Below are 14207 nucleotides of genomic sequence, written 5' to 3'. Positions count from 1 at the left end.
CTATCTCACTAAGAAAAATGAAACATAAGGACGCATAATCGTCGTAGTAAACCCCTGATAACCTAAAGCATAAATAGTATACGCTCTTCGATCAAGTAACGCTCCGGCATTGGAATAAGAAGCAAGCACCGAAGCATTCGTAACAGGCGCGCCTGCAGGACGAATCTTCCAGGTTCTACTTGTTATTCGATTCAATTGAAAATAATCACTTGTCTCCAAGTATTTAATATTCTTGGCAACCAAAGAGTCTTGTGTCGGTTCCGCCGTACCCGCTACAGCTCCATAGTACAAATCTATCGCCGGCACATTCGGCATTAGATTTGTAAAGCGGTACCTCGCAAACGTCGAATCCGGACGCGACAGATCTTCCTCATTCAAAATCAGTTTAGTAGAAGCAGCTGTATCTGCTATATGCAAAGTATATCTCTTTCCCGCCTCAAAGGTCAAATTAGATTCGTATAGAATCAGGGAGTCAAGTCCTCGATCGACCTTATGAGGTAAAGCAACTTTCACATTTACAGTTCCTGCTGTATACTTCAAAAAATCTGGCCTAGAGTCACCACGCGTATTATACCCTCCCCCTGGAAAAGGCTCACGCGCACGAATTAGTGAAGTTATTCGGCTATCGTTAAACTTCACGTACATATATCGATCGTCCGGATAAACGGATGCCATATTAATCTTAACAATTACGTCGTTTGCCGACATAAAATCCACTTCTCCAAAATCTTGAATTGGTTTATCGCAGGAGTAAAAGCCCATAGCCGCTACACCTGCTATACATAATTTCATTAAAAATTTCATAACGAACTATTTATTAGTATTAGTTATCAGCAGTCATAGACCAGGTCGGCTTAATGACATAAGTAGGATCCAATGCCCCCCATTTATCCAATTCCGTCGCATTCCAAGCATATTCAGAATTGTAACGTGGTCTTACCCGGTAACAATATTCACGATACTGCAATGACGCTCCACTTAATGGTTGAAATTGTTTAAACACATTTACATCATATTTATACTTCCGAAGATCACACCATTGCTCCATACCACCCCAACCCCATTGGACAATATACTTTTGTCCCATAATATCCGCTAATGTTAAATCGGCTGACACTTGTGGAATCTCTGAGCTCTTCAAATAATTTACAATCTCAACCTCTTTTATTTGCGCTTCATTTGCACTTGCATACTTATTCACAAATGTCATATGCGATCGAATAGCTTTTAAATAGGCGTCATAGGCACCATCTTTATCCCCCTTGATAAACAATGCTTCAGCTTTAATCAGCTGCAATTGGGCATATGTCATAAGTGGAAAATCCACTTTATCACGAAAGATAAACCGACCTTCATACACGTTGTCGATAATTTTCCCCATAATATGCGGAACAGTGCCATTCGCAACATTTGGTACCCCTCCCGTATACGTACTGTCGACAGTAGTCGGGTTTAACATAAGGACCAATCGAGGGTCGACAGACGGCCTCACCGGGGTAGCAGCTGTGCCGCGAAGCCCTCCGCCCAAATAATTAACAATGGGTTGACCTGCACGACTGTAATAGGTACTCGTAAAGTTCGCTTGCATAGGACCCGCAACACTAGATGTCTCTTTCTTATCTCCAGCAAACTTAATATTTGCATCATCTGCATTGGATGAGAATGATTTATCCACAAAATACACGACTGAATCCGCATACTTTGAAGCAAAATCTGGCTTATTGATCAAATGAATATACTGCGTCGCCTTAATAGCATAAATAAATTTACGCCAACGCTCCATATTGCCCCTAAAAAGATTGTCTCCCTTTTCTGAACTCAAACTACCTGAATAATCTAAAGGGCTTTTCTGATCTAGAAAAAACAAAGCAGAATCACACCATAACCGCACTTTAGCATACACCTCTTTTTGATCCTGATAGGTGAAGGATAGCTGATCACGTAAGGCTTCGTCTAAAATAACAGGACCGTGGTAATCTGTCAACATTTGGTACCCCCAAGCCTTGACAGCATACCCAATCGCTGCATATTCATATTTTTCGTTTTCGATCGCATCTTTGACCATCAACGCAAGGTTTCGTCCATGATTGAAATAAACCATTCGCCACATAACACCACCAACATCGGACTGCGACCTGTACCCGTGCCGCTCCCACACTCTGGAAGCATCATCGGCAGATGAACCAAAGACTGTTTGATTAAACTTATTCACCATCGGCAAATCTTGCGCAACACCATTTCCCATCTGAAAAATAATAGGAGCAAGCAATAGCTCTGCTTTTACATTTTGCGGCAACGATGGATTTTCATTGATATCTAAAAACTTCCGGCATCCTACTAGCATTGTTGATAATGCAAGAAGGGCCAATAATATATTCCTTTTCATAATTTTCCGAATTACAGTTTTAAACTCAAACCAAAATTGTACCCCTTCGGCTTACCCATATTCCCAAAGTCGATACCATATCCACCAATCCCCCCTAAGCCCGGTGTATTTAAATTCGACTCTGGATCTAATCCCGTATAGTTGGTAAACATAAGCAGGTCTGTTGCCGTGAAAAACACACTCAAAGAGGATTTTTGTCCTAAGAATCGAGTCGCTGTTTTAGGTAGCTTATAGCTTAATGTGACATCACGCAAACGGAACGTATACACATTTCTCTCAACAAACATTTCCGGTTCAATATTAGTATAGTAATACGTAGAGGCACTATAAGGAGTAACTGCGATATGGTTCGCGGTTGGATTCGCGGTATTTTCCAAACCATCCTGTAAAACCCCTTTAATTACACGAGGCTCTTCCCTATTCAACGTTTTGGTAGACATCCCTAACGTGAACAACGTATAATCAAGACCGTTCAATACATCTCCTCCGTAACGCCAGTCCCATAAAAAAGTAAGATACAGATCCTTATAATTGAACTTATTTATTGTCCCCAAAGTAAATTTGGGGAGTCGATCCGCAATAGGATAATACCGATCTGTTCCTGCCACTGGCAAACCCGTAGATGGGTTAATAATTACGTCACCATTGTCATTTCTCAAAAACCGTGTTCCACTAAGTGCCCCAATACTATAGCCTGGAAGCACCGCAGAACGCACGCCTCCCAAGACCCAGGTATCAGAATCATAGAGCTCAGGCAGTTCATCAGCTAGAGAAAGTACTTTTCCTTTGTACTGGGTATAATTGAACGTGATGTTCCAATTAAAATCTTTTTTCTTTATCGGATTAAATATAGCTTGAATCTCCGTTCCATAGTTCTTTACTTCTCCACCATTCATCATCTTCAGTACAAAACCAGAACCATAACTCAAGCGTGGCAAAATAATCTGACCATCACTCAGACGCGAAAAATAAGCAATATCAAATGTTACGAATTTATTGAAAAGAGAAAACTCGATCCCCGTTTCGAATTCTTTTGTCATCTCTGCATGCAATAACGGGTTTCCGCCATTAAACCCATAGGCATACCCGCCACCCGTCGAATATTGCGGTTCGTAATTGGACCTCGTAAAATACGATCTACCTGGACCTTTCCCTGTTTTTCCCACAGAAAGACGCAGTTTTCCATCTTTCAACCACGTTTCATCATTTTTAAATATATTCAGATCCGTAAAATTGAACGCCAAGGATGCTGATGGGTAGGCGAAGAATGGATCGTTAGGCATTAATCTAGAGCTTCCATCAAGTCGTCCTGACAGTGTCAGATACAACAACTCTTTATATCCAAAAACAGCCTGTCCGAAATACCCCAGTGATCGATAATCGTTATATGCATTTTTTGACAAACGCGTTGAGGCATAGGTATTATTGATATTGTAAAAATCCGGATCAAAAAAGTTAGTCCCATACTGGGAATCTGTAATCGAACTTAAATCACGAATCTCAAACCCTAAACTTCCACTCACGGAGAAGTCTTTTCCTATCTGAGTATTTGCTGATGCGTTGAAATTCCCGTAAAGTATTCTCGTATTATTCTGATAGGAACTAAACCTTCCTCCTGTAGGAGCAGTGGCTGTTCCCGAACCCGAATAGGATTGAGGATGCAATACACTGATCCCTCTTGTATTCGAATAATCCAACCCTAAAGTTCCTTTAAACCTTATCCAAGAAAATGGTTTATAAGCAAAGTTTGTAGAAGCCATAGTCCTGTTCACCTCATCATTTGATGGGTTTCGATATGTATCCCAAAAAGGATTATCCAGTTCATTATAAATATCCTTGGTGTTTAGAACACGATTTTTCTTAACATCAATCCAGTCACGAACATCATACAAAGGATTAAAGCGCATTAAGGTCATTAAATAACCCGTCGCTCCCTTTCGTGCTTTATCGTTATCTGAATACACATAGTTAAACGAGGTATTTAGATCAAACTTCTCAGAGAATTTAGCCGTTGCATTTAATCGCGATGAAACACGCGTGTAACGTGTGTTGGGAACCATCCCTGTATTGTCATTGTACTCGTTTGACCAACGATAGGATAGATTATCACTCCCTCCCGAAAAGGTCATATTATGTTTTTGATTATAACCCTTTCTAAAAAAATTGTCAATATTATCTGTATGGAGAACCATATCATCCTTATACTTGGGACCTAAGGCGTACGATGAAGTGCCGTCATATGCTCCGTTTAACCCCTGCATGTACACATACTGTCTTTCCGGAAACTTATTGACTGATTCAATACGGTTCGAGTAATTATAACTTACGCCAAAACTACCTGCTTTAGCTTTCTTCGTTGTAATCAAAATCGCTCCACCCGCACCTTGGCTTCCATATAATGCCGTGGCCTCAGGACCTTTCATAATAACATATGATTCAATATCTTCTGGGTTAAGATCCATTGCCCTATTCGAATAATCTAGATCCCGATTGGGGCCATTCATCGCCAAATCATTTTCGTTGACCGTCGAATTATTAATAGGCACTCCATCCACCACAATCAATGCACTATTATCGCCTGATATAGAAGCAAACCCCCGTAACACAATCTGCGCGGAGGCCCCGGGCATCCCACTCGTACTATTAATGGACAATCCCGGCACTCGTCCCTGCAGACCATTAAAAAAAGCTTCTCGTTGTGTATCAGAGACCTCATCACCCGCAACTTTAGGTGTAGAATAACCAAGAGATTTTGCTGAACGCTCAATACCCATTGCTGTTACCACAATCTCATCAATAGCCTTATCGTCTTTTTCAAGGACAACATTTGCAACCTCGGCTGTAATAACAACTTCTTTTTGCATAAAACCAATTGCCGTAAAACGTAACTTGTCTCCAACGGAGGCTCGAATGGAATAATTTCCGTTTTGATCAGTTTGAACACTCACAGACTTCCCGACCACACTAACAGTAACCCCACCCATGGGGCCATCGGCGTCTCGAACGAGTCCTCGAATCAGGTTTTGCTCTTCAGAATCCCCATAGGGAACTGCCACCCAAGGATCAGCCAACATCAAACAGCCCGAAATATCCCGTGCGTTTATTTGACAGCTAATTCCTAAAGCAACAGAAAGCAGTAAAGACTTTCTCATTGTTTAGATGTTAATAAGTGATTAAATAATAGTCATTGATTAGTAGTCTCCAAGGTCTTTTCACCTCCCAGAGAGTATCTACACTCTTTTTCTTTAGTTAATCTAAGTTAGTAGTTTGTTAAAACGTTAATTAATTAGTGAGACTAATCTACGTTATTTTTCTGATTCTTGCAATAAAATGCAAAATATACTAAAGAAAAAAGAATAAACTGCTTAAAATGTCGTTAAAACATGTTTTTTACAAAAACAAAACATACAGAAATGGCATAAACAAGCAAGAAGAAGAAAACAAGAATAGAAACAATGTTTTTTAATCAAGAACCTACGCTAATGGAAACATATGCCGATTAGCTCATAAACTTTACTCCCCGGGAGCAACAAGTCGCTTATTTGGGGTAGAAACAAAAAAAGAGGGCCAAAGCCCTCTTTTTTATCAACTAAAAATTAATTTTTCTTATCCCACCAAATTCTTTTTGCGGTATACACAGCCTCTGAAGCATCAGGGTCCGCAGCAATAACTTGCGCATAATTATAACTAATTCCATAAGAAGCAACAGCAAACCTTCTTGGCCACATGTCATCAGAAGGAAAGGCAAGAGAAAATACCGCCTTCGGTCTTTTTAAACCTTTATAAACACCTGTTGATTCATTATACTTCCCGCTAGCATCCGTACAATACTCTAATCTCCTAACATCGTTAAAAACTTCTGGAGAATAAGAGAGTGCAATATACTTCTGAATCATTATATGACTAATTGTAAGCAAATTAAAATCCTGAACAACGGACGAACTTGCTAAGAAAGCATTGATTGATGCAATAGGAATGCCTAAAACTTCCATATGATCCTTAATACCATCCTTGTATGCCTTTAATGCTCCACTCTTATCCCCTTGCCCCAAAAGAACTTCAGCTTTAATAAAGTGCATCTCGGAGCTGGTCAGTAAAAGACCTTTTGCATCTGTTTTTGCATACACGGAGCCTGTCGAGACATTAGGCGTTGGTCGTAATGCCGCATAATTTGCTATGCTTGAAGCAAAACCAGCATCTGGAATCTCTTGCATATTAACACCCGGCGTACGCATGTTCGTTGCAACAAACCTTGGTATTAAATAATTAGCACGAGGATCCTCTAAATCATTACCTCCCGTAGGAGCGCCCAAATAATTATTCAAAATGTAATCAATATACAATTTTGTCACTCTATTACTTGCATTATTTTGGTACTGTAATGATTCAGTTGAAGAACTTGCCGAAGTCGATCTATCCTGGTACTGATACAAAGCACTTTCATTTGCTGTTTTTGGTGCTTTTTCTAACAAACTCAAGATCTCTTGCGCATTATACTTATCCGTTTTTGATTGATGGTTAAGCATCCGAGCTTTTAATCCGTAAGCTAATTTAATCCATTTGCTCGTGTCACCGCCAAAAAGATAATCTCCTTTTGATAGCGCCGGAGCAGATGTTCCTTGAGTTCTTTGCAAAAAGGCTATCGCCTCGTCTAACTCTTTTATACACCTTTCATAAACAAGATCTCCCTGATCATACTTTGGAACCATATTCCCCCCAACAAATGCTTCATCATAAGGTAGCATTCCATATAAATCAGAGAACATGCCGAACCCCCAAGCCCACACAATCTTTCCAGCTCCCATATAATGATAAGCCTCAGACTCTTGCCCCTTCTCAATCAAATCCGGTATGTTTACAGCGGTATAAATATACCACGGTTGGTAGGGCCAGTTAACCGCTGCCGCAGTAATATTCCACCTAGATAGGTTCCAGTTATTAGCTGTTGTCCCCGAGACTTGTTGCGCTATCAACGCAGCCCTGGTCCCACCACTCTCATAAGCTTCAGCAAAGCGTGCTATAATTGACGGCAATCTTAAATCTACTGTAGGAACCTTTGTATTTGGATTGTTCGGATTATCGTTAATATCAAGCCATTTATCACAAGAAGACATTAAAAGTGCTCCCGCAATAGTTATAATTGATAATATTTTTTTCATCTCTGTTTAGAATTTTAAATTAACACCAAAAGTAAACCCCCGTGTATTTGGCACTCCCGCATAATCAACACCGACAGAACCAGAACCAATCACACCCGCACCTGCCGCACTCGTCTCAGGATCCATTCCAGAATAATTTGTGATCAAGAAAAGGTTCGTTGCATTCACATTTAGAGATGCCCCTTTGATCACTTTTGTACGGGCTAGAAAACTTTTTGGTAAGTTATAGGACAAATCTACCGACCTTAAGCGCAACCAATTAACTTTCTCGATAAAGTTACTAGTTTGATTAATGTAGTAACGCGTGTAAAAGTCTTGGTTAGCTACAACTTCCCGTGTTACATCTTCATACTGATTGGTAGCCGGATTAAGAGCTACACCTGTCATAGAAATTGTTCCTCCCCGATTTTCGGTCTGTTTACTTAATCCATATTGTGTCAATAGAACTTCAGTACCATTAAAAACATCCCCGCCTTTTCTAAAGTCCAACAAGAACGACAAATTCCAATCCTTATACGTGAAACTATTGTTCAAACCACCAATCAACTTTGGCTCTCTATTCCCGACATGAACTGTTGAATTAGAATTTGTAGTCGGTAATCCTGTCGTCCAATTAAGAATGTATTTTCCCTCGTCATTGCGTGTCCAGTCTTTTCCACTAATCGCCATGAAGTCACCATCATTATAAGAAGCAGCTTTCCCATCTGCAACCTGAACATCTGTGACATATAGAATAGCTATCCCTCCCGGCAGCTCCTTCACCTTTCCTTTGTTATGTGATAAATTCAACATAACATCCCAAGAAAAATTATCTCTTTTAATCGGAGAAGTCGTCAAAGTAAGTTCGACACCTTTATTTTGCAGGACACCCGCATTTACATATTGAAAAATACCTCCTGTAGCATTATCTACGCGTGGTGATAAAATCTGATCTACTGATTTATTATTGTAGTATGTAAACTCTAAGCCTAACTTATTCTTAAAGAACTTAAGGTCCGTCCCAACCTCAAAAGACTGTGTCTTCTCTGGGACAAGATTGGGATTCCCTAATGTCCAAGAGTTTTTATACCCTCCTCCAATGGTTAACTCAACTGGATCCAAATAAGAATTAGTTTGATACGCAGGAGCATCCTTACCAACTTCAGCCCATGACCCCCGAAGCTTACCATATGTAAGTATATTGTTCTTTTCAAACAATTCGGTAAAAATAAAGCTCGCACTGTATGAAGGATACATGAATGATCTATTTTTCTTCGGCAGAGTTGACGACCAGTCATTTCTTAATGTCATCCCCACAAAAGCCATATTCTTATAGCCAACCTTTAAATCACCAAAAACACCAAAGCGTCTGATATTATTCACATTATCGGACAAGAATTTATCTTCCTGTTTAGCGTTGTTAAACGAATAAAAACCCGGAACAACAAAATTCTGAGCCTTCGTTGCGCTTGATTTTGAGCTAATATCTTCAGAAGAAGCCCCTAACAAAAGATTAACATCCCAAACATCCGCAAAAACCTTATGGGAGTTCAGTAAAAAATTATTTGTTAAAAAATTATATTGTCTAATATTTTGCGACAACATTCCTTTTTGATAATCTCTAATTACAGCAGACCCTGCCGATATTTTAGACGTATACGTTGAGGTATAATTATCGACACCTAATCGATAAGTAAAATCCAACCAGTCTGTCAATTTTGCATTCGTATAAAATGTTCCTAAAAAACGATTTGTTTTATCATTTTGAGGATTCATATTTACAGTCCAGTAAGGATTATCAATAGCCCCTAATAATATTTCTTCTTGATCATTACCCACAGAAACTAAAAGCTTTTGCGAACCATCAGGATTTCTCCAGTCTTTCATGTTGGCACTCTGAGGCCAAGCAATTATAGACTCCATATATCCGTTACCGCCAGAACCCCATAACCCCGTCCCCGTTAATGTCTTCGTTGTTTTACTTTCGGAATAGGCCGCATTAGCCCCAAAAGTTAAGATACCAACTTTTTGCTCTCCATTAAAACGGAAGTTTGTTCTATTGTAATCTGTTGTAGGCACTATACCAGACTGACTAACATTAGCTCCTGAGAGATAGAAGTTTCCTTTTGCATTTCCCCCACTAACGTTAAAACTATTATCATACGTTACGCCAGTTTTGAAAAAGTCTTCCAAATTATTATAGATGACCTCTCCCGGAGCAAATTGATCCCCCCATGATAAATAGGTAACAGGGTCTATTCCTGCACCATCGAGATTGGTTCCTTGCTTATAACGCTTTTGAAGTTCAGGAAGTTTATTTACCGTATTGGTTCCTACTCTTGAAGAAACACCTATTGAGGCCACACCATCTTTACCTTTTTTTGTTGTAATAACAATAGCACCTGCAGCAGCCCGGATTCCATACAATGCAGCAGCGGTTGGTCCTTTTAGCACAGAGATGGACTCAATATCATCCGGATTGATATCCATTGCGCGGTTACCATTCGTTGTTGAAATATTTGTGTTACCATCAAATTGTGACATATCCCCCACTCCAGTAGAGTTATCCATCGGCATACCGTCTATTACGAAAAGAGGCTGATTATCCCGCTCTAACGATGTGCCTCCTCGAATTACAATTGACGCGGATGCGCCTGGAGAACCTCCAGAATTTGTAATATTCAACCCTGCGATCTTGCCATTGAGCGAATTAATCATATTCGGATTTTTGTTCTTCATCAACTCATCGGCCTTAATATCCTGCACAGCATAACCAAGAGCTTTTTTCTCTTTTTTGATCCCCATAGCAGTTACCACAACCTCGTCAATTGCAGCATCACTACGCTCTAATATGACTTGAACTTGATTTGATGTAGCAAGCACATCTTTTGACTGATACCCAATAGCAGAAAAACGAAGTGTACTTCCTGTAGGAGCAGAAATCGAAAACCGGCCACTTTGGTCAGTTTGCGTTCCTAAATTGGTTCCTACAACAGCGACCGAAATACCTGACACGGGGCCATTTCCATCACGAACCACTCCAGAAATTTGATTTTGAATGACAACACGCGGCTCAGGAAATTTCGCACTTCTCGAATTTGGGATATTCGTCCCGAAGCCTGCCTGGGCTCCATGAAGTGTAAATCCTAAAGCCACTGTCAAAAGTAGAGCTTTATTCATATTGTTTAGTTTTTATGGATTATCATAATGGTCAATTGATTACTATACGTGCATAGACAACAAACGACGGTACAAGTGTAGCACATTCTAGCGTATGATGCAAGAGATTGCGTTATTTTTTGTTAAAAAACGAGAAATAAAGCGAACAATAAAAGATTTATCCTGAAAATAAAAAATCACCCCGTGCAAACGCGCATAAACATGCTTAATCCAGTGGCACATATAGAGAGAGAATAAATTCTACGATTCTCCGCTACTAGCCCCTAAGATGCTCCTTCCACCACAAATCCTCTACTAGTCAAGTAATAAAACTAGAGGGTTTCCCAAGGAAAAACCAAGGTTTAACAGAGGGTTCATAGAGGTAAATCTATAAAAACCCATTAATTAGATCAGCTTTCCCTTCTGTTTACCCCCTATTTTTGTTAACTTACCAGTACCTCTACAGGCAACCCATTGCCAACTTCATTATAAACAAACGTCTATGGCTATTTTAAAAAACAGTATGATTTGGAGTTTCTCAGGTAAACTAGGAGGCATTGTTGGTTACGAACTCAATGGGCAACACATTATACGCGCCATGCCCGTCGTAAGCAAGCGCAAAGCATCCCCCTTAGAAATCATCAATAGAGCACGCATGAAGGCCGTATCCAAGTACTTATCTCCTATACGCAGAGCAATCAAATTTGGTTATCAAAACCTAGCTCCGCCAGGCAGTCGAATTGGCGCTTTCCAACAAGCTCAATCTTACACCTTTAAACACAGCTTAGATTACGATGAGAACACTGTACCTTTCGTGAACCCAGAAAAGGTATTAATCTTTAGAGGAAAGCTCCCTACCCCAGTACAAGCAACAGTTGAAGTTGCACAAGACCATAGCTTAGTCTTCTCCTGGCCCAGCATGAAGAGCACGGGCACACACCTGCATCTCGTGGCTTTCCTATACGACGGTATACGAAAACACGACCTCTTAAGCAGTGGCCCAAACCTGAGCGAACAAAGCTATACCTGGCACCATTCGTTTTTGCAGCACCCGGACAAAACACCGATTCATGTATACTTTGGTTTTCGGAATTCTTTGACAGGAGAATTTTCAGATTCACAGTATTGGGGTTCTTTTAACACACAGTAGAACAGCATCAACGTGAACTCAGTTGCTCATGTAGTCCCAATGCTTTGCGCAACCGCATCATAAACGATGCTCCAGGGTCATCTTTGTGGGTTATATAAGTAGGGTCTGTTTCTTTCCACCAGGAAGTAGATTTAAAAGACTGGTATTCGTGATGACCGATTACATAGCTAATCGGGTACTTTGCCATCAGATATTTGATAAGCGCCGTGTTGGCACTAAGCTGCTCCTCCGTAAGCGGGTGTCTCGCCGATCCGACATTCTCAATGCCAATCGCACAATAGTTCAGACCAATCGTATGTCGGGCAAAAGTAGTCTCGGGAAGCAGTTGGAAAATTGTACCATCCCGTCCAATTAGGAACTGGGAAGAAACATTCAGCATACTCGCTTTCTGAAGGTTTGGGCGCGCAGGAAGTTGCACAGGATCAAAGGTCTTAAACGTCTTATCAACAGAAAGGACATCTGTCCAATGCACGACAATAATCTTAGGTGTAATTTCCGCTCGCCTACTATCAAGGCCATGACGATTTTTCAGATAAGCTATCGAAAGGGTTTCCCTCTCCGCATTCCATGTAATGGGGCGTTGTACGATAACTGGACGATCCTGTCCCAGTACCACAAGATTCATCAATAAAACGCAACAAAACAAACTAACCCGAAGTCCCATAAAAACAAAGCTACCTAAAAAATTTAGGTAGCTTTGTAATATATTCGTTGTTTTTAACCTAAAATTAAAAAACCTTCTTGGCAACATATTCACTCTCATTGCTCAAGCGATCAATCGCCTTAATAGCAATAGCTTGTAATTTTTTGCCGTCTTTCACCTTTGGAAATCCCTTTTCAGTTTCTAATTTATCTAAAATCTCATAATGCCATTCGCCGCCATACTGGGCGTAAGCAACCCATTGGAAGACTTGCTCTGGCTGCTTATGTAACCATTTCGCAAAAACACTACTCGTTTCGTTAGTCAAGAGCAATGTCGGAGCCAATAGAGGATTTGCATTTAACCATGGCGAACGGGGCACTAATGCTTTCTCACGATATGGGCCTGATTTTAATGTCTCCACCATCGCCGAACTCTTTGTCAAGCCAGCAATACTCCAATGCACGGCACCCACACTATTCGGAACAATCTCACGTGTCGCCTCAATCTGGTTCACAATCTCTTGCGGTTTATTTGATGCACGAACTTCCACGGTATTTAAGCCCGGCCAAAGATGACGCTTATACGTATTCTCCGACTCCCACCACTTTAACAGCGCAGTAAAACTCTGCCGTTGTGGCTCAATGGGCCAATACAACTGTGGCGTAAAATAGTCAATCCAACCCTTATTGAGCCATAACTTAGCATCCGCATACAACTCATCGTATTGCGAAGACCCCGTTATGCCTGCTGGATAGCCCGGTTTCCATATACCAAAAGGACTCAAACCAAATTTAACATAGTTCTTCTCTGCCTTGATCTCTTTATATACGCGTTCAATAAACTTATTTACATTATCGCGTCTCCAGTCTCCGCGCGACAAGCTACCGCCATTACTTTTGTAAACAGACCATGAAGCATTGTCCGGGAAATCGCCACCACCATTATAACTCGCGTACGGATAAAAGTAGTCATCAAAGTGTACACCGTCAATATTATAGCGTTTTACAATATCTAAAACCACTTTAGCAGCATGATCTTGTGTTTTAGGGTTTGCTGGATCAAACCAGTACATTCCGTTCTTCAACCGAACCACCATATCTGGGGTTTTCCGAACCATCGATTCGCTGGTCACGGCTCCTCCAGCCGAATGGTGAGCACGGTAAGGATTTAACCAAACATGCAGCTCTAACCCTCTTTTATGCGCCTCGTCCACCCAGAACTCCAATGGATCGTAGTAGGGAGCAGGTTGTTTACCGATCTCTCCCGTAAGGAAGTAGGACCAAGGTTCATGCTCACTTTTATATAAAGCATCTCCGGACGGTCTTACCTGAAAGATAACTGCATTAAAATTGTTCTCCTTCAGAAAATCCAACAAAGCGATCGCTTCCCGCTTTTGAGATTCTGTATTAAAATTATTTTTAGTCGGCCAGTTTATGTTCGCCACTGTAGCGACCCAAGCACCTCTAAATTCACGCTGAACAGTCGGCAAGGTAACACGATAGTTTTCTTCTACAACAGGACGTTTTTCTGCTGGGACAGCAACCCCTGGTTGTACTAGAACTCCGGTAGAAGTATTTGCAGGACGCTCAACAGCAACTTCAGTTGTTGTTAAAACGTTGCTTCTTTCCTTCTTTCCTTTATTCCGAGATCCGCATGAAGATAATACGGTCGAAAATATCAAAGCAGCTAAAGCTGCCGTTTTTATCGGTTTTAATATCATATAACGCAAAG

Annotated in this window: 8 protein-coding genes; 1 reads left to right on the top strand and 7 read right to left on the bottom strand. The window is 40.7% G+C overall.

What is annotated here, in order from left to right; translation table 11 throughout:
* The 5 genes from E2P86_RS00600 to E2P86_RS00580 form a co-directional block, all read right to left on the bottom strand.
* The gene (locus E2P86_RS00600; protein WP_234991287.1) at positions 1-792 is read right to left on the bottom strand and encodes a DUF4397 domain-containing protein; all 792 of its coding nucleotides are present in this window, start codon (positions 790-792) and stop codon (positions 1-3) included.
* Positions 793-823: 31 nt separating this feature from the next.
* Positions 824-2386 (bottom strand): SusD/RagB family nutrient-binding outer membrane lipoprotein, encoded by a 1563-nt coding sequence (locus E2P86_RS00595; RefSeq protein WP_085474045.1) that lies wholly within the window; start codon positions 2384-2386, stop codon positions 824-826.
* An 11-nt stretch (positions 2387-2397) separates the two neighbouring features.
* Positions 2398-5538 carry a SusC/RagA family TonB-linked outer membrane protein gene (locus E2P86_RS00590; protein ID WP_085474044.1) on the bottom strand — a complete coding sequence of 1047 codons (3141 nt, stop codon included), beginning with the start codon at positions 5536-5538 and terminating at the stop codon, positions 2398-2400.
* A gap of 444 nt (positions 5539-5982) precedes the next feature.
* Positions 5983-7545, bottom strand: a complete 1563-nt coding sequence (locus E2P86_RS00585; RefSeq protein WP_085474043.1) for a SusD/RagB family nutrient-binding outer membrane lipoprotein — start codon at positions 7543-7545, stop codon at positions 5983-5985.
* A gap of 6 nt (positions 7546-7551) precedes the next feature.
* Positions 7552-10704 (bottom strand): SusC/RagA family TonB-linked outer membrane protein, encoded by a 3153-nt coding sequence (locus tag E2P86_RS00580; RefSeq protein ID WP_134430053.1) that lies wholly within the window; start codon positions 10702-10704, stop codon positions 7552-7554.
* Between the two features lie 481 nt (positions 10705-11185).
* On the opposite strand from E2P86_RS00580, the gene E2P86_RS00575 reads away from it, so the two are divergent.
* The gene (locus E2P86_RS00575) at positions 11186-11833 is read left to right on the top strand and encodes a DUF6266 family protein (RefSeq protein ID WP_134430050.1); all 648 of its coding nucleotides are present in this window, start codon (positions 11186-11188) and stop codon (positions 11831-11833) included.
* 7 nt (positions 11834-11840) lie between these two features.
* Here E2P86_RS00575 and E2P86_RS00570 read toward each other — a convergent pair whose 3' ends face one another.
* Together E2P86_RS00570 and E2P86_RS00565 are read right to left on the bottom strand one after the other, a co-directional pair.
* Complete coding sequence (locus E2P86_RS00570; protein WP_206367984.1) at positions 11841-12458, bottom strand: N-acetylmuramoyl-L-alanine amidase; 618 nt, start codon at positions 12456-12458, stop codon at positions 11841-11843.
* 103 nt (positions 12459-12561) lie between these two features.
* Positions 12562-14196 (bottom strand): glycoside hydrolase family 10 protein, encoded by a 1635-nt coding sequence (locus tag E2P86_RS00565; RefSeq protein WP_134430044.1) that lies wholly within the window; start codon positions 14194-14196, stop codon positions 12562-12564.
* Positions 14197-14207: the final 11 nt, after the last annotated feature.

This window comes from Sphingobacterium psychroaquaticum (assembly GCF_004421025.1).
Classification (GTDB): Bacteria; Bacteroidota; Bacteroidia; order Sphingobacteriales; family Sphingobacteriaceae; genus Sphingobacterium; species Sphingobacterium psychroaquaticum.
Note: the sequence above shows the minus strand (reverse complement) of the source record. Positions and strands in the feature narration are given on the sequence as shown.